The organism is Bradyrhizobium sp. BRP19 (genome assembly GCF_020194195.1).
GTDB classification, from domain to species: Bacteria; Pseudomonadota; Alphaproteobacteria; order Rhizobiales; family Xanthobacteraceae; genus Bradyrhizobium; species Bradyrhizobium yuanmingense.
Window position 1 is genome coordinate 85381 of sequence record NZ_JADYVZ010000017.1, and the last position, 21730, is coordinate 107110.

18 protein-coding genes and 1 pseudogene are annotated in these 21730 nt (G+C 57.6%); 4 read left to right on the plus strand and 15 right to left on the minus strand.

Going from position 1 to position 21730, the window contains the following annotated elements:
• The first annotated feature begins 31 nt into the window (after positions 1-31).
• The 3 genes and pseudogenes from I6F36_RS32240 to I6F36_RS32250 all read left to right on the plus strand — a co-directional run.
• Entirely contained in the window at positions 32-244 is a 213-nt protein-coding gene (locus tag I6F36_RS32240) for a hypothetical protein (protein WP_249789106.1), read from the plus strand.
• A 112-nt stretch (positions 245-356) separates the two neighbouring features.
• Positions 357-677, plus strand: a complete 321-nt coding sequence (gene tnpB / locus I6F36_RS32245; RefSeq protein WP_346656690.1) for an IS66 family insertion sequence element accessory protein TnpB — start codon at positions 357-359, stop codon at positions 675-677.
• Positions 678-722: 45 nt separating this feature from the next.
• A pseudogene (locus I6F36_RS32250) lies at positions 723-973 on the plus strand (IS66 family transposase); the annotation flags it as partial.
• 1861 nt (positions 974-2834) lie between these two features.
• On the opposite strand, the gene I6F36_RS32255 reads toward I6F36_RS32250, so the two are convergent.
• From I6F36_RS32255 to I6F36_RS32265, 3 genes are all read right to left on the minus strand, one after another.
• The gene (locus I6F36_RS32255; protein WP_225145080.1) at positions 2835-3278 is read right to left on the minus strand and encodes a hypothetical protein; all 444 of its coding nucleotides are present in this window, start codon (positions 3276-3278) and stop codon (positions 2835-2837) included.
• A gap of 505 nt (positions 3279-3783) precedes the next feature.
• Complete coding sequence (locus I6F36_RS32260) at positions 3784-4461, minus strand: 2OG-Fe(II) oxygenase (RefSeq protein WP_225145081.1); 678 nt, start codon at positions 4459-4461, stop codon at positions 3784-3786.
• A gap of 6 nt (positions 4462-4467) precedes the next feature.
• Positions 4468-5610, minus strand: a complete 1143-nt coding sequence (locus tag I6F36_RS32265) for a GFA family protein (protein ID WP_225145082.1) — start codon at positions 5608-5610, stop codon at positions 4468-4470.
• A gap of 158 nt (positions 5611-5768) precedes the next feature.
• Here I6F36_RS32265 and I6F36_RS32270 point away from each other — a divergent pair, with 158 nt between their 5' ends.
• Positions 5769-6071, plus strand: coding sequence for a hypothetical protein (locus tag I6F36_RS32270; protein WP_225145083.1), 303 nt, complete (start codon positions 5769-5771; stop codon positions 6069-6071).
• Positions 6072-6812: 741 nt separating this feature from the next.
• Here I6F36_RS32270 and I6F36_RS32275 read toward each other — a convergent pair.
• The 12 genes from I6F36_RS32275 to nodB all read right to left on the minus strand — a co-directional run bounded on the left by I6F36_RS32275 (position 6813) and on the right by nodB (position 21711).
• Positions 6813-7655, minus strand: a complete 843-nt coding sequence (locus tag I6F36_RS32275) for an electron transfer flavoprotein subunit beta/FixA family protein (protein WP_225129669.1) — start codon at positions 7653-7655, stop codon at positions 6813-6815.
• Positions 7656-8310: 655 nt separating this feature from the next.
• Entirely contained in the window at positions 8311-10134 is a 1824-nt protein-coding gene (gene nifA, locus I6F36_RS32280; protein WP_225145084.1) for a nif-specific transcriptional activator NifA, read from the minus strand.
• A gap of 184 nt (positions 10135-10318) precedes the next feature.
• On the minus strand, positions 10319-11155 hold the full coding sequence (locus I6F36_RS32285) for an SDR family oxidoreductase (RefSeq protein WP_225142036.1): 837 nt from the start codon (positions 11153-11155) through the stop codon (positions 10319-10321).
• A 635-nt stretch (positions 11156-11790) separates the two neighbouring features.
• Positions 11791-11997: a hypothetical protein gene (locus I6F36_RS32290; protein WP_225145085.1), complete on the minus strand. Its 207-nt coding sequence runs from the start codon at positions 11995-11997 to the stop codon at positions 11791-11793.
• Positions 11994-13106 carry a nodulation protein NodZ gene (locus I6F36_RS32295; protein WP_276573708.1) on the minus strand — a complete coding sequence of 371 codons (1113 nt, stop codon included), beginning with the start codon at positions 13104-13106 and terminating at the stop codon, positions 11994-11996. The genes I6F36_RS32290 and I6F36_RS32295 overlap by 4 nt, the downstream gene beginning before the upstream one ends.
• Positions 13107-13235: 129 nt before the next feature.
• Positions 13236-15302, minus strand: coding sequence for a carbamoyltransferase (locus I6F36_RS32300; protein ID WP_225145086.1), 2067 nt, complete (start codon positions 15300-15302; stop codon positions 13236-13238).
• Between the two features lie 324 nt (positions 15303-15626).
• A complete protein-coding gene (locus I6F36_RS32305; protein ID WP_225142032.1) occupies positions 15627-16415 on the minus strand; it encodes an ABC transporter permease in 789 nt (262 codons plus the stop codon).
• A gap of 3 nt (positions 16416-16418) precedes the next feature.
• Positions 16419-17333: a nodulation factor ABC transporter ATP-binding protein NodI gene (nodI, locus tag I6F36_RS32310; protein ID WP_225145087.1), complete on the minus strand. Its 915-nt coding sequence runs from the start codon at positions 17331-17333 to the stop codon at positions 16419-16421.
• 8 nt (positions 17334-17341) lie between these two features.
• Positions 17342-19051: a nodulation protein NodU gene (gene nodU, locus I6F36_RS32315; protein WP_225145088.1), complete on the minus strand. Its 1710-nt coding sequence runs from the start codon at positions 19049-19051 to the stop codon at positions 17342-17344.
• A 13-nt stretch (positions 19052-19064) separates the two neighbouring features.
• On the minus strand, positions 19065-19694 hold the full coding sequence (nodS, locus tag I6F36_RS32320) for a nodulation methyltransferase NodS (RefSeq protein ID WP_225142026.1): 630 nt from the start codon (positions 19692-19694) through the stop codon (positions 19065-19067).
• Between the two features lie 11 nt (positions 19695-19705).
• Positions 19706-21082: a chitooligosaccharide synthase NodC gene (nodC, locus tag I6F36_RS32325; protein ID WP_225145090.1), complete on the minus strand. Its 1377-nt coding sequence runs from the start codon at positions 21080-21082 to the stop codon at positions 19706-19708.
• 17 nt (positions 21083-21099) lie between these two features.
• Positions 21100-21711 (minus strand): chitooligosaccharide deacetylase NodB, encoded by a 612-nt coding sequence (nodB, locus tag I6F36_RS32330; protein WP_225145114.1) that lies wholly within the window; start codon positions 21709-21711, stop codon positions 21100-21102.
• Between the last annotated feature and the right edge of the window lie 19 nt (positions 21712-21730).

Here is a 21730-nt window from a genome sequence, read left to right on the forward strand (position 1 = left end):
AGAGGATAAGGCTCGGATTGCTTCGGAAAGCATGTCCGAGCCACGCCTGGTTGCGGCGACAGCGCGGAGATATGGCTTGTCGCGTTCTCTGCTGGTGACTTGGCGAAGGGCCGTCGCGGCAGACCGGAGCAAATCCGAGGCTAGCTTTGTCAGGGCAGTTGTGGCCGAGGGTGGGGCATGGTCCCGGTGGCGGCCTCATCGGAGAGCGCGACAGCACATTGGACGGAGCATCGGATTGAGATAGAGCTGGCTGGCGGGCGGCGCGTCATTGTCGATGCGGGGCTCGACGTTGAGGCGCTTTGTCGGACTATCGAGGCTCCGGATCCAGGATGATTCCAATCCCTACGGGAGTTCGGGTGTGGCTGGCGACGGGCCACACCGACATGCGCAAAGGCTTCGTCTCAATTTCGTTGCAGGTCCAAGAGGTGCTGCGCCGTGATCCCCTGAGCGGTCGTTTGTTCTGCTTCCGCGGGTGCCGGGGCGATCTATTGAAGGTGATCTGGCATAATGGCCAGGGAGCATGCCTGTTTACAAAGAAGTTGGAGAGAGGTCGTCCTATATGGCCGTCGCTGGCGGACGGCGTGGTGTCGATCTCGCAGGCACAGATGAGCTATCTTTTGTCCGGCATCGATTGGCGCAATCCCCAGGAGTCCTTGCGTCCAACCAGCGTGGGCTGAGAGTTTGTCATTTGAATCTGGCGGCGAACATGATTCCATTTTGTCATGGACTCCGCCGGCGGCGGACTGCCGCCCGATCTCGCTGCCGCGCATGCAAAGATCCTGGCCGAGCGTGCGGCCAGGCTTGCGGCGGAGGCGAAACTTGCTGAAGCGGCTAATGCCCAAGCAAAGCAATCGAGCAGCAAGCGCTGATCTCCCACCTCAAGCTCGAGATTGAGAAGCTGCGGCGGACATTTTATGGAACGCGCTCGGAGCGGTCGGCGCGACTGCTCGATCAATTGGAGCTGGAACTTGAGTAGCTCAGGCGGCCGCAACTGGCGAGTTAGACCACCGCACCCGTATGGCTTTCGAGCAGTCCGCACCCGTTTGTTCGGGCGGCATTCGCACACAATCAACATCCACAACAGCACGACCGCTAGGGGGGCCGTCAGGCCAATCCAGTAGGACCGCACGGAAGTTCAACGAGAAGGGGCGGCATGGTAGCAAACGCTTTTCTCCATCGGCCTCATTCATCAATGATACTCAGCCACCCCAGGCTCCAAGCGCCCACAGGCAAGCGACCGTGATTGCGGTGAAAACGAACACAGCGCCAATTGCTAGCGCAATTTCCATCGTCGGCTTCCTTCTATTGCGCGGACCACCCACCAGACGGTGTATGTGAAGGAACTCCTCCGCCAATCGACTATCTGGACACCATTGTCCGTCACTCTCACGGAGAAGTGGGTTGAGGTGCAATAATCAAGGCCGCTGTAGAGTCGTGGGCACTTGGGCCCCGGTAGCCAATGCGGCTCCGCACCGAAGTGATATATACTCGGTAGCGCACCGGCCATGGGACATTCACTTTCGAAGTCGTAACCGTTTGTTACGCTCCCGGTTACGCGGGTTCTGATTCTGTTGTACCTGCGGCCTTCATGTTCGTACACGCTGAGGACTTCACGACCGAACGCATGAGCGAACGCGATAGCCGCTGAAGCCGCTCGAATACGTTGCTCCATGTTGCCTCGCGAGCAATAGCGGGGCGGACCCGAAATGGCACTGAAACATGTCAGGCCCGCCCCAGCATCACAGCCCCTGTAAGACCGGTGACGCTCACTGCACCCAAGCAAGCAACGTGCCTTTTTTCAAAAGGCTGCTGTACCTCGCCTGGCTGTGTGTACTTGTCGAGTTTGTCCTATTTTGTTCTGTCCCATAGTCCATTAGGACGCAAAATGTTTGCAACCCGACATTCGCGTGTCAACGTTGAACTCAAGCGCAGGTAAGCTCGCAATCGCACAAGGGCGATCTCATCGCTCCGGAAGTAGCGCTGACGCTTGCAATCTACACCCTGCCGATCCCAAGCAGCGATGGGAATTACTCAAGAGTCCAGGTTTTATTCTGAGTATCGCCGACAATAAGCTGTGCATCGACAACAAAATCGCGTCACGAAAGATGGCAATCCTACTTGGCTCTACCAATTCAACGGGTCAGTTGCTCAGCAGTGGAATTTTGTACCCTAATGGAGCTTAGGGTTCCAGAGTGACTGCCTCAAGGGGCGCGACGATTCGCGGCGCGCACAAACCGAATTCCGCTGATTACTCGCAAAGTGCGTCTGGTACGATCATCCTGCAGGCGCAAATCCGAGTCGTAAGGCAAGCACGAAAATGAGTTCATCGGACGGGCTTAGCCGTGGCCAGTTCTTCGCGCGAGTAGCGTTTTCACTCGCTGTAGCGTCCGCCGTCGTCGCCGTGACTTTCTAGTAATCCGCTACATGGCGGGCTTTCATCGATGATCACAGCAGGCGCAGTGATCAAACATCGCGCTCTGCCGGACAAACCGATAATACGCGCAGCAAAACCACGAAAGAAGGCGATGGAATGCCGAATTTAGGCGCCCATGCGGGATTTGTTGCATTGGTCGGTTTTCATTGAGCATTGAGCGCTACGATTTCAGCGCTGAACGAGTGGCCTCACGAGGCAATCTAGGCGGCCTGGAAGGAACACAACGGGAGTCTTTTGGCTGCTTGCTGCATAGGAGCAGAACATCGGTAACCATTTGTACCGTATGGGCAGGTTCGGCGGATGAGGTGCTCGATGTGCAGCGGCTTCGTCTGGCCGCTCGCCCCTCGCGACAATCGTCTAATCAGCGCTCGGTTCGCGTCTACCACAAAGTACTCCGCAATTAGGCCGTTCCGCTGCCGGGCCATGCCGGCCGCTTGCAGACGGGAGCCGAGACGTGCTGCGAGCTGCTCTGCGCGGTGCTGTTGTGAGACCCAGCGGAGTCATAGTGATAGGCAACGGGGGCGGCGGGCACGCGGCGATCAACCAGCAGCAGCGACCAGTCGGCGCCGCCGCCAGTAACACCACCATCGTTCACAGTCACGAACAGGAAGTTGGCGGTACCTTTGTCATCCTGATCATTGACAATCTGCCGGAAGGTTTGTGCGTCGTCGCTCCGGCTCCGGATTAAGCGCACCAGGTGGGCTTGCTCGGGTTGAACGAATCCGGTCTGGGCGGCGAGATCCGGATCGTTCCTGTGCAACTCGTCCACGAGGGCGGCCGGCCGGGCGTCTGGCGACGGGGAAACCGACAAGTTCTCTTTGCTGGCCCGCGCTGCCCGACTCATGGAGCCTCCCTCGAGTTGAGGTAAAGTCCATCCGTTCTCTTTCGAAATGAATACTCAGGACTCGGCTAATGCAGGACGATCGAGCAAAAGACCGCGCGCGATTAGGGGCTTTAGACGAGACTTCTCTTCTGATGGACCCTGCAAAGGCCCAGTCCCCGCACATCCGTCGCAAATTAGCCCGAGCATTCGGCTGTTTGCTAGGTGTGTAGCCGTCGAGAACCTGACGACAACAGGGCCTTCCCGCGCGCAGCGCGATTACACCATCACGCGCCGACACGCCTCTCGGTTCGAGGCCGCGACGATGACTTACCACAACTACCCTGAGCAAACCTTTTGCTCGGATTATGGTGACCTTTATACAGGCAGCAAAACTAGCTGTGGCTTCTGACCTGCATTGTGGCAGCCTTTGCGAGCGACAGTCTGACCACAACATGGCCAAGCTACCAATCTCTCCTGAGAGCTCACCCGTTACCCAACTCATTCGAAGCCATTTCAGCCACCTCAATCAAGGGCCCTTGGTAGAGCTTTCGATGATCCGGCGGTTCGCGCCGCTGCGCTTTGAACAGAAGTAGACCAGCGATCGGCGCTCGCCGGTCAGCACAGGCATCACCTCATGCCGGAGCTTACATGTGGTGACAAGTACCGCACCAAATGGCGGTTGGAACACCTGCTGTTCGTACCCGCTTGGATATACCACGAACTCACCCCCCTCAAAGTCTCTCGCCAGCTGCACAATCACCGAGTACTCGAAATCCGGGTCGCTCGCAGCATCCAGATGAATGCCAACAAAGGAGCCAGGGGGCATCCGATGCATTTGGCATCGGCGAATCACGTAATCTGACGTGGCTCCCAAAATCTTTCTTAGCGCGAAGGTGCGGTCTTTCCTTTCAAGTAGTTCCATGATCTGCCTTGGAGCTGCACCACTCGCGTCGCTAGGAGCGCGGCCGGGCGGGTCTATCCTCACGCGTTTGACGAAAACATTGTGCGAGTCGCCGGCATCTCCCTCCCTCACTTCTTCTTCGGGAATCTCAGCCTGCAGCTGATCGATCTTGGCCAAGTCATCTTGGGTGAACAATATCTGGGGGCCAATCACGACCGTCCCCTTCACCAACAGCTCTATGCGGTATTTTGTCAAAGCCTCTTCTGAAAGCAGACGGGATTTATGATTTATTGCGCGCGCCATTCGAGTTCACTCCAGTGTTTTATCTTCGACGCAGGACTCCAGGTCCTGGTGCATCGAGCGGAATGCTTGGTCCCAATGCTCGCCATCGAAGTCGCTTATTGTTATGCGTTCGATGGTCCTGTTATCCAGACATCGAATATTTACGCTGAATCCGGACGGGTTCGACCGCGGCCTATAGAATGGCTTTACGCCACAAACCCGGCAAAACGTGTGCCGAGCGATGTTCTTGTTGAACTGGTACGCCGTGAGGAATTCTTCGCCGCACTCAATGCCAAGCTTTTTGCCAGGTACGAGCAAGTGCAGAAATCCAGACATTTGACAGATTGAGCAATTGCATCGAACTGCAGAGAGCTCTCGCGGCGCTTGGACGTAGAACTTGACAGAGCCACAATGACAACGGCCATGGTGTTCGATCTCCGACTGATCATCATAAAGTGAGACAATTCGGAGCAGATCGCGGCACCACTGTAAGCTGAGCCGATAGGCTCGATCGAATTCATCCAAAAAGCGATTATTACGGTCAGCCGGGACAAGTTCGCCAATCAGCCGGCTTGTCATTTCTCCATGATACTTCTCCGCGGGATCTTCTCCGCCGACATGGCTGCGGAAGTACTCAAGATCGTCAGGCCGCGCCTTAAAGGTTTTGACCAGAGTGGTCCATAGCGACTGGATCATGTCCGCAGCATGTAGCTCAAAAGCGACCATGGAGGCGCAACGCACCAAGGGATCTTTCGATGACAATCCCGCATAGAGAGAATGCAGGTACCGCTTCGTCGTGGCGCTGTAGTTGGGCCGTATTGCTCGGCCGAGTAGTTGCGACGCATCCTTTCTAAACAGGTTCGAGTGGAAGTTTTCAGTCACCAGAATACCGGGTAGCGCCGCCTTTCCGCCCTGGAGAATTTGGCCATAACCACCCATCTCATCCCAACAGATGAAATTTGCGACCACGCTGGTTAGTTCAACGTCCCTCGCAAGATCTCGATTGTGATTCATTGCATCGAATATGAGATCCTTTTGCGAGCCCGCCTGCAGGTACGGGAACGCCTGTGACATCGCCAGATATTCAGGCAGCAGGCTAGCAACCTGGTCCTGGGACATCTCCGCAGCGAACGGGTGCGGGCCGAACAGGGCTCGCGCTTGCTCGGTCAAATACTCGCAGCATATCTGCGGAGGCTGACCGGGTGTAAATCGAGACGCTTGAGATGCCATTTGACCCCTGGCGATGAGGAGAGAACGGTCCTTGACGGAGCAACTTCGTATCCGGGCCAACTATTGGCTACCGCCATTTCGTTGGTTTCGATGGGCTTGTGATCGCGTTTACCATCCAGGCGAAATTCTTGGTGGCCACCTTCGCGTTAGCAGACGGCGGCATGTTCAGTCCTGTTCGCGCGCATGGAAGGGAACGCGTTCATCAGCTGAGCGGCGGCGATCCAGACGAATTCCGGTCCACGAAAAGTCCGATGCCGCGAATTCCCGACACGGCCAGCATTCGCTTGCAGAGCCATGGCGAGATTTGCGCCGCGCAGGCCCTCTCGATTTCTGCTCCTGCCAGTTGGTCAAACCGCTATGATCTTCGTACAGCATTACAAGGACTATCCGCATCCACCTGACTCTTGGGGCCTTCGGCCGCAAGCCGCGCGAATGCCGGCTGCTGGCCGGCACGAGCTTCTCAAAGAGACCGCCGCTAGGTTTCGCGCTTCGCGAGCACCGCCCCGCCGCTTTCTTGCATGCTTACAGCAATCACCGTGCCAACTCTTGCACTCACCCCACAGGTTCTGAATACATTGAAACAAAGCGCTGGCGACCGATTTCTCATTGCAAGTGTATTGAACCTGATAGCGCTTGCACGGCCGTCAAAAACCAAACGGCGAAGAGCCAGCCGCCACTCACAATGGGTATAGGGCTGTTGAATCGCGGAGATTGGCCAAAAGATGCCACATAGGTGGGCTTCGCACCCTCAACAGCGCGACAGTGCTTTGGGCGTTCGGGCGCTAGTATGGTGGTCCCGGTCGCGGACGTATTCCGTCTTTGCTCGTGACAACTACGCGCGAAACAGTCGCCTCAACGGTCGAACACGACCATGCAGTGGGATCTGGACGCATGCGCAGCCCTTTTGTCGATCTGCCTGACAATCGCGGCCAACTCCGGACATCGATCGAGGCCATAACCGTGGTCTACGGAACATGCGGTCCCAGGTGATCGCGAGCAATCGAGAACGGCATGCACCCCGAATGCGCTGGTCGCGGGCCGCGATGCCTAGCTACATCTTGCGCGCTCACTTGACTCCGGTGCCTCTTGGCGTTGGCACATCCTTGGACCGTTTCAATCTGTCGTTGCCAGGACTCTCCAGATCAAGCGTCACGGACAAGTGCCTTAAGATCGGCTTCGAGCTTCGGTTCACGCTTGAAAATCGCGTCTATCAGCGCTTGCGCCGGTTGTTCGGCGGCCTCAACCAACGCCGCCTTCTCAGCCCGCGCAGAGGGGGCGAACACTCGCTTGACGACGGTCGGCGATCCCTTGAGGCCGCATTTGGAGACGTCTTCGATACCGGCATCGTGCGCGCTCCATTTCACAATTTTGGCACGCGCGGCACGCAAGGCATCCACCATCGCGCCGCGCCGAATCTGATTCGTTGCCTCCAGCATGGTGATGAGACAGGGCAGCCTCGTGTGCAGCACCTGGACACCACCTTCGGAGCGTCGTTCCGCTTCAATTGTATGGTTGGCGAGATCTAAGGATCTGACCTTCGCAACGTAAGTTAGCTGCATTACGCCCAGCCGCTTTGCGATGCCGGGCCCAACCTGCGCCGTATCGCCGTCGATGGTCTGCTTTCCCGTGAAGATGAGCTTTGTCGGGCCATATTCCTTATCAATTTTTCGGATCGCTGTTGCAAGTGCATACGTTGTTGCCAGGGTGTCGGAGCCCGCAAAGCAGCGATCGGTGAGTAGGACGGCGCGATCGGCGCCATAAGTCAGCGCCTTTCGCAAAGACTCTTCCGCCGATGGCGGTCCCATTGTAAGCACGGTAATTTCGCCGCCGAACCGATCGCGCAGCTCGAGCGCGGCCTCGAGCGCGAAGAGGTCATATGGGTTGATGATGGTCGGCACCCCCTGACGCATGATTGTATTGGTCACGGGGTGCACGCGGATCTGCGCCGAGTCCGGAACCTGTTTGATGCAGACGACATTGTGCACGGTGTTGCTCCAACAATTGCGACAGCTGCGAAGAGCAGAGCAAGTGTTGTACCATCACCCGCCCCTTTGGAATCGGCTTGCTATCACACAGGCTTAGATCAGGTGATGCGCCCCTCTAGCTCGCTCTTCCCAACGAACAATGCCAACATAAGTCAGGGCTGCGACAGCGCTGTTCCGCACGGCGCGCCAGCTGAGTGAGGCCAGCCTTTTGACAGATTGCGGTCGCTAATCACCAGCGGGCGGCGGACCGATTGACGTTTATTGAGCATTGCCGCTCACTAAAGCGCGATGAGATTAAGATGAATCATCATCGCGCTTTAGATCTTTGTTTGAGCATGATCTTTTCGGAAAACGCTTCACACTTTTCCGGGGATCGGCGGATAGGCATCATAGCTTGTTAGAGGTGAGCAACCGACGATTCGCGATTGCATGGCCCACAGGTGACGCTCGGTATGTCATGGCGCGCGAGTCCATCTCTCACCGAACCAGGTAAACCCGCCTTTCGACAGCAGTCCCGCAAGCGGGCGGGTGGTTTCGCTCGGGGCCAAGTTGCCGCCCAGGGCGGACCATTCCGTTCAGATTGCGATGAGATTGCCTATCGGAGATCGTCCTCATATAGCTATTTGGGAGTAGCAGTTCCGGCCGATGTCGTCGTTCAGAACCGCTTTATCTCGATCCCATATTTCCTCAGCGCGTAGCCAATCTGGCGCGGCGTTAGTCCGAGCAGGCGCGCTGCTTTTGCCTGCACCCAGCCAGATTTTTCCATGGCCGCAACGACCCGTTCGCGATCGGCCATCTTCGCGCCACTAACGAGAACTGTGCCGGGAGGCCCCAGTGAGGCCAGTTCGTCGCCGACAGACTGGACCGGCTGGCTCGCTTCAGCTAGCGGAATGATGGGCTTTGCCGGCACCGCTGGCATGGGTACGGGCTGCTCTTTCCTCTCGTCCGACGTGCTTTTCCACAGCATCGCGGAAAGGCACTGGCCGTGGCAGCATGCAAAGTCACTTCTCACGATCGATGATCCGGCGCACAGCGTCGCTGTTCGCTCGATGCAGTTTTCGAGTTCGCGGACATTTCCCGGAAAGCCGCAGTTCATCAGTACATCGATCGCACTCGGCTCCAAAGTCAGAGTACGGCCATTCTCGTTATTGAAATTTCTGAGGAACTCCCTGGCAAGCGGAGGAATATCACTGCGTCTTTCGCGTAGCGGTGGCAACAGTAAGGGAACTACGCTGATGCGATAGTAAAGGTCCGCCCGGAACTCGCTCTTTGCGACAGCCTCTTCGAGGTTCTTGTTGGTCGCAGCTATCACTCGAACATCGACCTTAATAGTCTGGTTGCTCCCGACGCGCTCGAACTCCTGCTCTTGCAAAACGCGCAGCAACTTCGCCTGGAACGGAGCTGAGATCTCGCCGATCTCGTCAAGAAAAAGCGTTCCCTTGTCAGCAAGTTCGAAGCGTCCCTTGCGCGAGCTAAACGCACCGGTAAAGGCGCCTTTCTCATGACCAAATAATTCGGATTCCAGGACGGTCTCAGGAAGCGCCGCGCAATTCAGCTTAACGAACGGGCGCTTGGCGCGGGACGATGATTCGTGAATGGCCTTGGCTACGAGTTCCTTTCCGGTGCCGGATTCACCACGCAGCAGAACCGTGCTGTTCGATCTGGCTACAACGGCAATCTTCTCGAGCAGCCCGCGCAGCGCCGGACTGTCGCCAATGATCCCATGGGCGTGTAGCTTCTTGCGCTCCCGAGAGGGTTGCCTGAGCTCTAATACCTCCTTTTGTAGCCGGTCTTTCTCCGCCATCAGTCGTTCGCGATCGCAGGCGAACAAGCGGTGTAACTTCACTGTTTGACCCACCAGGTTGGCGATCATGGCGAGCAGTCGCGCATCGTACTCGAGCCGGAGACTCGACCTATCGTCCCGGATGCGGTCGACCGTCAGCGTGCCCACGACCTTACGGTCAATGCGAATGGGAACCCCGATGAACGACACTGGCATACTATCGGAGGCGCCGAGCACTTCCCGGTCGGCAGCGCTGAATACCAGCTCGGCGGCCACGTTCTCGGCGACAAGAGGCCTGTCCGTCGCGATGATCTGGTCGATTGCGTTCCGCGGCAGTCGCATCCGGTAACTTTCGTCGCTGCCTTCGTTCCAGCCGGCGCCCACCGTAATATCCGGCATGCCGTCCTCGTCGAACAGTGAGACGATGCCGTGTCGCATCTGCACAAACGATTGCAAAAGACCAACAACGTTGGCCAACGTGACTTCGAGCCGACAAGGAGCGGCAAGAATTTTCGATATTTCGAAGATGCCGGTGAGCGCGCTCTCACGCAACGGCTCCCCCGGGGGCTTACCCTCCGGCTCAGGTTGCGAGGCAGATCTTTCGTGTGAGAAAGGGATATCCAGCATGAGGCGGCCTCCGTTGTCTTGATCATCCTCCCTGGTACCTTGTCCTGGTTGGCGAGCTTCGTTTTGCATGTCACTCTCGATCTAACGCCAAGTGTTGACGAGATGACATAGAACCGTGACACCTTTTCATGGCACGACGATAAACTTACAGTGTGCCTTCATTCATTTTTGCGGATTGCGTGCGCATCGTCAGCGGAGACCATAAGCGCCGCTGCTGCAGCTCAAGTTAGCTGTGTCGCCAAGGCCGGCCGATTCACAGATGTTGCCCACCATTGACCGGCACCTCGGCCCCCGTGACATAGCTCGCCGCATCCGAGCACAGGAAGAAGATGACCTTGGCCACTTCGTCCGGGGTTCCCACTCTGCGCAGCGGGATGCTTGGCACGAGACGCGCTTCTGTGTCGGGCGATAACATGTCCGTCCTGATTTCGCCGGGCGCGATCGCATTCACACGAATGCCATGCGGCGCATAATCGTGCGCCATTTCGCGTGTGAGGCTCGCAAGCGCAGCTTTCGACGTCGCATAGGCACTGCCGGCAAACGGGTGCACCCGCGAGCCCGCGATCGAAGTCACGTTCACGATCGATCCTGACGCGGCTCTTAGCTCGTCAAACAAACCCTGCGCCAGCAGGATCGGGGCCACCAAATTGAGATGGAACACCCTCATCCAAGTCTCGGTTGACGTCGTCAACGACGTCATCCGATCGCCAGCGGGCGTTTTCGGCGAGACACCGGCATTGTTCACTAGCGCGTGCAAAGGTGCACCGGCCAAGCGCTTCTTGACCTCAGTGATCGCGCGCGGCAGCATTCGATGATTGCTGAGGTCGATCTGGACATGATCCTCGTCCCCTGCGTGCCAGGGACATCGCTCGCCGTCGAACGGTTGACGCGCGCAAGAAATGATGCGCCAGCCCGCCTCCGAGAACAGCTTGGCAGTGGCATGACCAATTCCGCGCGATGCTCCGGTGAGCAACATCGCCTTCTGTTCTCCGCCATGAACGCGGGCTTTATCGGCGTGAAAGGGGCAACCCAAATGTGTTTCGGGCAACGAGCCTGTGATCAGATCGTCATTTGGCAGATCGAGACCCACGCCCGCCTCCTCTCCTGTTGCGCGCCGCACGCGTAGCAGGATTTGGGCCACCGCGATGCAGGTAAATCCGCCTCCGTTTTGCGTCCTAATGTCGCGCACGCGGAATGCTTGGCGGGTTCAAGACACGGTGCGTTTGCTTTGTGACAGTGATGGTGCATCAGCTACGTAATGTCACGAGCACACTCGCCTGCGTCAAGACAAGGTTGCAAGCCGCACGTTCTCTCCTGATTGCACAGGCGGAAGAGCCAGCGGAGGCCAGCGCCTCTTGTCGAAGCAACGATCGATCAGGATAGCGGCCACGGCCAGTAGCCGCGTCAACTCGAAAACTGACGTTACAAGCTTCGTACGTTAGATTTGCCGGCAGCTGATGCTGACTTCATAGCGCCCTGCTCTGCTGTGTCCAAACACTGGCACATCGCCGGGCGGATTGATTCCGGACCACGACCTGGCGTGCTGAATGTTTCCCCAAAATAGTGGATCTCGAGAGCGCCCGTCGCACCTGCGAGCGCCCGACCGCCACGACGGAACTCGCCGGCTGAACGGCGAATCTTTCGATATGTTCATCCGCGATCGACCACCGATCAGCTTCGATTTGCGGGTCCGCCCGAGGCGAAGACGAGATGTGTTCCACTTGTTTAACGCGGCTGCAGCGCGTTGGCGCCATTCTTATCGACGTCGAGCTTCTGCGGAAGGCATTCGCCCGCCGCATCGTTCTGTTCTCCGCTGGAGGTTCGCGGCAGCGCATCCGTTTGGACAGACAATTGCCGCCCCGAAAAGAACTGCCAGTACTGCTGGATGCAAAGAGCGGCTATCAGATCGATCAATCGAGCTACGACTTTCATGAAGCTACGAGATCTTTCGATTCTTCTTCAATCAAGATCAATCGGCTCGGATCATTCAAATCGAATTCTATAACGCGTGGGGCAAAGAGACGCGCATAGCGCGTGAAGGCGCTCGTCGGGGGAAAACGGATCACGGTGTCGCAGCACGCAAGGAGATACATTTCGATGAGAGCGGAAAAGCCGCCCTCGGCTCCGAGCGCCGCGTTGTGCAATGGGCCAGCCTGAGGCGCCTGGAATCGTTTTGGGATCGTGAAAACATCAGGGAATATAGTCGAAACCTTCTCAAGGACGAGCGCGCTGTCCGTGCACAGGAAAGCCCTCACGGGTTTTGCGTGGGGTAACCCCATGGCCTTATCAATGGCGTTACAGACCTGTCGCAAGGCGCGCTCCGGGTCAGCCCAGTAGGGAGCATGCCCCATGATATCCTCGCCGTTGCCATGCCGGACATGGATGCCGATTACGCTGTACGATTCAAAGTTCTCGCGGTAGATAGCATCAATCCGAGCCTGAATTTCAGGTCGTGGCTTGATGCTTCGAAAGATTTCTCGTTCGGCCTCCTGATCACAGCGCCACATCAGGCAGGCGTCACACACAACCGTGTTAGCCTCACTATCTTTCTGATTTTGGAACAGTTGATCGAGTTCGTCGCGTTCCCGGAAAATCTGCTCGTCCGGGCGATAGACGCAATCGATTGACGGCTTGTTCCACCATGCCGGGAAGAATGGTCCCGGAAATGAACACTGGTTAATCTCGTCACCGCAAATCACCCGCACGCCAGCAATGTCTTGAACCGGTTCGAAGAAGACTGAAAAAGCATTGGTGAATGGCTCATCGAGATAACAAGATCCCCGCCAATCAATGGCTAGCGTCCGTCCCGTCTGCTTTGCAAAACGCCAGGCTGCCGCCAGTGACCACAGGCAATCGCCGAACCCCGTACGTCGCCGGGAAACTACGAACCGGTCATTCCTCGAACCGCTAAGCATCTGCATTTTCTCTTCCCGGGCTCCTGGTTGGACAATAGACGTCATCGCAGACATCTCACGTATCATCTCGTCCGAGGCCATGGCCTGAAATCGCGGTGCCGGCGAGCTGCGTCGGTAGAACTTCATAGCAGCGCTATCCCTGGTGAGCCGCGTTTTTTCAACAGTTTGCGTATTTTCTTCAGCGGTGTTGCGTCGACGTACCCGATTTCAGGCGGACGCCCGATGCCACCCTCTGCGCTGGATAGCCTGGCCCCCTCACATGCTGGTATAGCCATGGCCATTGCTCATGAGTTCGGGCAATGTTTCGTTTTGCACTTTATTGTGCCCTCGAGCGCGCGGAGGATGCAGGCAAACGCCCCGCACCTCCCACACGAGCCGCAATTCCTTCACGAGATCTTCACGCTTGGCCTGGTCCAGCATGGTTGCGTCGAAAAGACAGCTGAGCGACGCCTCGCCCTCGATCCGCATCAAGATCTCGAAAAGCTCATGTGAGATACGCATACTATTGTGGGCGGAATGTCCCGTGCGGATCTCGCACACCGTTTCCTGGCGATCTGGCGCTGTGTAGGATCGAACACGATGAAGGGATGCATACGGCGGCAATGACACGCCCAGTGCACACCAATCCTGCAGTGATGCTGGCCGCTTCCTGACGAGGAAAGGGCCAACAACAAGTCCGTCCAGGTCAGTCGTCAAGAACGTGGTGATCGCATCTGACACGGACTGCACGATCGGCTCGGCATTGTTGTTAAACGAGGTATTTAGAAGTATCGGAATGCCCGTTCGCTTCTTGAACGCACTAATTACATCCCAATAGGTGGGGTTTGTCCTTCGCGATACTGTCTGCAGCCGAGCGGTCCCATCAACGTGGGTAATCGCACCGAGCACGTTACGCTTGGCTTCACGCACACGAACCACGAAATTCATGAAGGGGAGCTGCCGCGTGCCGTCCGGCAGCTCAAAGAACTCGCTCGCATCCTCCTCCAGTACAGATGGCGCAAAGGGGCGATAGCCCTCGCGCTTCTTGACAATGGCGTTGATGCGGTCCTTGTTTTCCGCAGGCCTCGGATCCGCAAGAATGCTGCGGTTACCAAGCGCACGTGGGCCGAACTCAGAGCGGCCCTGCACCCAGCCGATTACAGCACCATTTGCCATCCAGTCTGCCGCACTGGATGCTATGTCATCACTTCGTTGAATGTCGAGGTGGCCTGACCATGCGTTGAGCTCATGCTCTACGGCTTGCTCGCTCCCGAGATCAGGCCCCCAATAAACGTCCGGCAGTCGCTCGCGCGGCGCTGGCCTCCCCAGTTCGTTTGAGACCATCAATGCAGCGCCGAGCGCGCAACCGGCGTCGTGCGCCGCGGGTTGAACAAAGATGTCATCAAATAGCCCGGAATAAAGCAGCTTACCGTTCAGCGTGCAATTATGGGCTACCCCGCCAGCCAGGCACAAGCGTGTCATGCCCGTCGCTTCACGATGGTGCCGCAGGATGTGAAACACGATCCGCTCAAGCGCTTCCTGCAGCGAAGCGCTGACATCTCGATGCTGTTGGGTGAATGGCATTCCTTTTCGCCGAACATCGATGTTGCGGACCAGGGCCGGACCGATTCGATCCAGGTGAACGCGATAGCCACCGCTGTCCAACAATTCGTAGAACTGCGCGAAGAGTTCGCGATAGGGAGTGGGATCACCGTATGGGGCAAGTCCCATCACTTTGTACTCATCGAACAACCCGTAGCCGAGATATCGAATCGTCTCGAGATAGAACAGTCCCAGGGAGTTATGTTCCGGGAAGCTTGCAAGTTGCGCAATTTCAGTGCCAGACCCCGCCGCCAATAAGCCCGAGAGAAAATCGCCACCGCCGTCGATCGTAAAAACGAGACTTTGCTCGAACCCGGACATGGCAAACGCGCTCACGGCATGTGCCTCGTGGTGATTCACGAAGGAAAGCCGAGACGGATCGATCTCGGCGCCGAACTCCCGTGCCAGCAGCTGCCGCAGCAACAGTTTGGGGTCCAAGGGAACGGGCTGAGAAACAGAAAGACGCTCGAGCATGGTTTTGCAGTAGGCTTCAGTCGCGTAGAACGCGATACGGTCGATCTCGCCGAGCGAGACTCCTGCGGTAGAAACGCAGTATCGGATCGAATTGCTCGGGAACTTGTTGGAGTGCTTGACGCGGTTGAGGCGCTCCTCTTCGACAGCAGCAATTACGCGGCCATCCTGCACAAGAACCGCAGCGCCATCGTGAAGAAATGTAGTCGGCAGCTCCGGAGAGCTCTCATAGACTTTATCAAGACCGCCACTCACTCCCAGGCACAACATCCCGTTCTCCATTTGAACATGACAGGAAGGCTAACTGCCGCCCCACCGATCTAATCTGTACAGTCGCGCCCCGCCGGGCGCGCGTGCCAGACAGCACAACACAACTTTGCTAGGTCCATCTCGGCGCCTAGCGACAGGCGCTCAGAAGCAAGACTGCTAGCCCCCGACACCGATCGACCGAACAGGCGACCGTAGAACCGGCTCGATTGCGGCCTCTTAAGGCCATTGCAGAAGCTGCTCTAATAGACGAGGTCACCCCCGAGCTACCGCAGAAGCATCGTGACACTGCATCGATTTGACTTTGTCCGTTTCGCTCAACTCACGTCAACGCAGCAGGCGGCGCCGAAATAGTGCTGTCGACGCAAAAAAGGGCAAAACCGCGTAAACGCAGAGCGCACCTACGTGCAGGGCAGCACTGTCGGCACCGCGCTCAAGCATCGCTGGGCGAATAAGGTCGACCGAATGTGCGAGAGGCAATAAGCCGACGAAGTGCCGAAATGAGTCGGGCAGTTGGCTTGACGGAAAGACCACGCCGCACAGAAACACCATAGGAGTGAGGACAAGTGTCTGGTAAAACACGAAGTAATCGTAACTTGGCGCAAGGGATATGACGACCATCGCCAAGCTGGCGAAGACAAGGCCAGTAAGGGCGATTGTTGGCATCGCATAGAGAATGGATAGCCATGATGCGTAACCGAGAGCGGCGGCGACGATCGCGATCGCTGTTCCGGCCAGAACGGACTTACTGGCCGCCCACACCAGTTCACCTAGGACGATATCGCCAAGCGTTAGCTGAGTAGAGAGAATTGCTTCCCAGGTGCGCTTGGCGTCCATGCGTGCAAAGGCTGCATACATGGTTTCAAAGGTCGCCGACGTCATGGCGCTGGTCGCGACCATGCCTGCCGCCAGGAACGCGATGTACGAAGTCCCCTCAACGCGCCCCAGGATCAGTCCAAGGCCAAAGCCGAGGCCAAACAGATTGGTTAGAGGATCTGCGAGGTTGCCGAGAATCGATGCAAGTGCGACTTTCTTCCATGCGAGGAAGTTCCGACGCCATACCGCGATCCAGTTGTACGCGTTAGCGGGCATCACCGCCGCATAACTTTCACCCATCGCTCACTTCTCCATCTCGCGCCCGGTCAGCCGCAAAAACACGTCTTCGAGATTCGGGGGGCGCTGCAGAATACGAAGGCTCGCATGCCCACGCAGTTGCTCGCGCACCTGCTCCGGATATGGCGCATAACAAAAGAGCGTTTCTCCACTCACTTCGACGCGCCGCGCATACGGCCTGATCAGCTCGCGGAGGTGATGTGGATCACCCCCATAGATTTCGATCACGTTGCAGCCAATATGCTCATCGATCAGGTCGTCTGGCTTGCCTTCGGCGATCTTGCGTCCACCCTCGAGGACACACAGCCGATCGCACAAGCGTTCGGCCTCTTCCATGAAGTGAGTGGTCAAGAGAATCGTCTTGCCCCGCGCAAGCAGAACTCGCAGACGTTCCCAAATCAGGTGGCGGGCGTGCGGATCCAAACCAGTCGTCGGCTCATCCATCACGAGCAAATGCGGGTCATTGATTAGCGCACGTGCCAGCGTCAGCCGCCGTTTCATGCCACCGGACAGCGCGGCAACGCGCGTGTCCGCTTTGCTCTCGAGGCGTGCGAACTCGAGCAGCGAGGGGGCGACCGCCTCGATCTCGCGAGCGCTCATGCCGAAGTAGCGGCCAAACACCAGCAAATTCTCTCGCACGGTGAACTCGAGTTCAAGATTATCGAATTGCGGCACCACGCCGATACGCACACGTGCGACACGAGCGCGTGCAGGCACAGGCTCATTGAGCACCGTAATCTTTCCTCCGTCCGGCGAGATCATGCCAAGCAGCATGCGCGCGATCGTGCTCTTGCCGGCTCCATTCGGCCCGAGAAGGCCAAAGCACTCTCCGCGCGCGACCGAGAACGACAGCTCATTGACGATGACCTTGTCGCCAAATGATTTTCTCACGCCGGCAAGGTCGATTGCTACGGTGGACATGATCACTCTTAGGCTGAGAGAAGTCGTTCGTCCGACAATGGCTTCCCTACCACCGTTTTGGTCCAGAGCAGGCCGTCGCACCACACATGCTCAACGCGTCCCCAGTGGCAGGCCGCGGCAGCATCCGGGAAGAATCCACGCCCGTGGAGGTTAGCACTGGTATTGCAGAGCAGCGGAATGCCGGTAAGCTTCTCAAATTCGACGAGAAGCTCGGCGATTTTGTGCGGAGAGTCGCGGGAGATTGTCTGCAGCCGCGCCGAACCGTCGAGATGGACGACAGCGGGGACCTTGTCGCGCCATTCCGCGCGGGTCTGGTGATCGAACAGCATGTAGGGATCTGGCGTACCTGGGGTGAAAATCTCCGGCGCCCGATCCTCCAGACAGATCGGCGCCACCGGTCGGAACTGCTCGCGACGCTTGATGTCGTTGAGATGATCCTTCATTGCCGGGGAGGTCGGGGCTGCAAGAATGCTTCTGCCGCCCAACGCCCGCGGGCCAAGTTCGGCGCGCCCGGAAAGGAAGATGACCGGCTTGTCGTCCGCGAGAATCGCCGCAAGTTCACGCAGACTGCACGGCGCCGCCTCCCAATCCGGCGGAAGCTCGCTGTCGTGCAGGACCGGACCCCTGTAGACTGACCATTCCAATGGCCCGAAGCCATTTTGCGCCGCCATCGCGCCGCAAGCAGCGCCGATCGCCGAGCCGCTGTCATTCGGAAACGGCGGCACCCAAACATTATCGAACAATCCAGTCGCACGAAGCGCGCTGTTCCACTTGATATTGAGACCGCAGCCGCCGGCAATACATAGATTTCGCGCTCCCGGAAGCGACGAGTGTTGCAGCAGAACCATCGCCATTTCCTTGACAAGAAGACGTTCCACGAACACATGAAACGACGCAAGGACGTCCTCCGCTCGCTTGGCCGTCAGGCGCAAAGCGCTTGCCTCGAAGAAGTCGTGCAGAGCTGCAAGAGACGCTTCCGGATTGTTGATCTCAGCGCGGTACCGACGTGCCTGCTCCGTGTCAGCGGCGAAGCGCTTTTCATAGAGCTCCTGAAACACTGCGACGATGCTTTCATCGACAGAGCCAAGCGCGATGTAAGCCATCAGCTTGCCGGCGATGCCCAAATCCCAGCTGGAGCGGTTCGGCTGCCTGTATGGGCCGAAGTGAAGGCCCGCGGCAGCATAGGCATGTCCGATCATCGGAAACAGGCATGCAATGAGCCGTGCCCCCCGAGGTTCCACATAGTAAAGACGTGGAAAGATGCAGCCGTCCCATACCAGACAGAACGCGGGTTTTCCCGCACCTGCAAAGGGACTGGTGCTATATGCTGACGCGACGTGGCCTGTGACGTGCGGGTAGCTCTTATATGGAAACACCTTGTCTCCGAGGATCAGGCCAAAGCCGTCGACGGAATCAAGAAGGCCCTCAGCATGGCGCTCGACATATGGCGCCCCCTTCAGCGCGATCGGCACAGCTCCACTTAGGACCTGGAACTGCGACTCAATCTCCCCATCCCAGCCGTCGATGACGAACTGATCGATATCCCGCGGATCCAGGCCATGCTCCGCCAAGGCAAGCACGACTGCATCGAGATTCTCGACGGATTGGTAGCGTGGACCGTTGCCGCACTTCTCTTGCTCGGTGCAAAAGACAAGCCGCCCGTCCTCGATGACAGCAATTGCCCCGTCATGGGTTAACTTGATGCCGCAGATGCGCATACGATCCCCTAGTCTAGTGGCCGACGTTTGATTGTTCTGACGAGTGACCCGGCTTCCGGAACCGGACTATCAAGGAGTCTTCGTTGATTGACTCGGTGTGGCAGTGCAGACGTTCGACCTCCGATAGGCTCTCGTTGAAGACGGCGATCGCCGTTTCGGCACCAGCAGCATGCCCCCACCGTTGACATGTGGCATCAGGTGCGGACCCGAATATCAGAGCCCCATTTGGTGCTAGGATCCTCACCAGGTTGCGGATAGCCGCTTGCATCTCGACAATGTCCTTGAGGTAGTAAAGAACCTCGGCCACGACGATCAAATCGAACTGTTCAGTGGTCGAGAACCGCTGAATGTCGCAGGTCACCCACGTGATATGTGACCACTTCCTGGTCCGTAGTCGCGCTCGCTCGATCGCCTGCGGCATGACATCGACCACGGTGAGTCGTTCGCATAGCGGAGCCAGCATGTCCGTGAATGCACCGGCTGCACATCCTACTTCGAGGCCACACGAAACATCTCCGTTGCAACCCGACATCCGGAGCATTTGAGCGTATCGCTCCTGCTCGAAGGCACTACTGTCGAGACGCCATGGATCGTCGGCAGCCAACTCTCGCTCTAATTGCTGATGGTTTGCGTCCACGGTCATGAGCCAATTACCTACTTGCAGGCAGTCGAACGATCGCTACCGCAAACACTCTTTGTTGCCGTCAGGCTCGATGGGCTCTGGGAAACCCTCGCCTTACGAATTATACTAGACATTCCCCATTTACTTGCAGCACTTCGTCCAGCGTTCGGGTGCAGAATGACAGATTGCTTTTCCCCATCGGCCGGCACGTTGGCGACCTTGCGCGAGAGCCAATCGCTGTTGCTCAATGTACAAAGCGCATAAGCCTTCAAAGGAAGTAAGAGAAAGATATTGATCGGTGTGTGGAGCGAGAAGCCGAGAAACCGCAGTTCGCGAGCACGAATGGCTGCCACACTGCACCGGACCATTGTCATTGCTGCAATCGTCAATACCGTCCACCAGGGTACAGAGCCTGCCATTAGGAGCTGCGCGAGCGCAGCGAGTGATGAAAGGGCGAGAAGCAACGGGCCGAGATTTTGCCCGATAACGTCTAGCGTCAGATAGCCATCGAGCTCTGGCAGCAGGCGCAATGCGAGGAACGTGTCCCGGAAGGTACTGCGGGCCCAGCGGAGTTGCTGACGTAGATATGGCCCAAGGCGGTCCGGGACGACTGTTGCTGCGATCGCGTCCGAGACGTATTCGGTTCGAAAGCCCGCCTTGAGCATGAGGATCGTTAGATGGCGATCCTCGCCGAAATCGCTCGGCTTCCCTCGAAAGAATTGCGCTTCATATTGATCAAGAAGCAAGGCGAGCGCGGAGCGACGATACATGGCACATGGGCCGCAGCAGCACATGACCGCACCGAAACGCGCCTGCGCCGCGCGCTCTTCGTTGCATGCTAACCAGTATTCCATATCGATCAGCCTGGTCAGCCAGGTTTGGCTGCGATTGCTCGCTATCAATTGACCCATGGCCGCACCGATTTGCGGGTCATGCATCTTCAATACCAGCTTCGTGACAACGTCAGCGGCAAGTATCGTATCCGAGTCGACGTTGAGGACCAGGTCACCGGATGAGCTGCGTATCGCAGCGATCTGCGCCTTGCGTTTTCCAACGTTGTTTGCCAGCAAGATGATGCTGAACCTCGGATCGTTCGCATAGATTTTGTGCACAGGCGCGACAAGGTCGCGATTTGCAGATCCGTCGTCGACCACATAGACCTGTAGCTTTCCGGTGTAGTCTTGACTCGCAAGCGACTCCAGACATTCGGCGAGCGTGATTGGATCTTCGTTGAAGCACGGCACGATGACGTCTACACTGGGAAGGACCACCTCCGATCGTCCCAGGTTGTGCTGCAGCGATGAGTTAATCGCCGGTTGAGCATAAAGCGCTTGCGCGCTCTTGTAGATCGTCGAGAGCAGCGCATAAGACGAAACAGCGACGGCACTGGTTGTAGCGAGCAGGTCCATAGGGTGTCAGTTTTTGCTCAGTGAAGTTGAGGGAGTGGATGGATTACAAACCCGCGCCGTTGTAGTGCCGGGATCAGATGTGACAGGGCCATCGTGGTCTGATCGCGCAGCGTGGCATCAGTGCACGGTCGCTCCTCATCAGGAGGATATCCGTCGTGCAGGAGCACAATTGCACCCGGGCGAACGCTCGCGAGTACTGAATTCACAATTCTATCGACCCCGGGGCGGGACCAATCTCTCGGATCGACCGACCAGTGCACAGCTGTGAGACCGGCGCTCGCTGACACAGCGAGCACCTCTTGCGTCCACATGCCGTAAGGTGCTCGCATGTGCCTAGGTGAGGCCTGCGGGCACGCCGAACGGATCGCCTCGCTCGCCGTGAGAACTTCATCGCGTACCTCCGCTGGTCCGCATCTGGAAAGATCCGGATGGGTCATCGTGTGGTTCGCAACCTCGTGCCCTTCCGCGATCATTCGTCGAATGAGTTCAGGTTGTTCGGCCGCGTACGTGCCGATCACAAAGAACGTCGCCGGAATCCCATGTTGCGCCAGCACATCGAGCACCTCTGGCGTGCAAAATGGATTTGGCCCGTCATCGAACGTCAAATAGACGGGGCGACTTCCGGCCACGTCAGCATAGTCGCAGCGG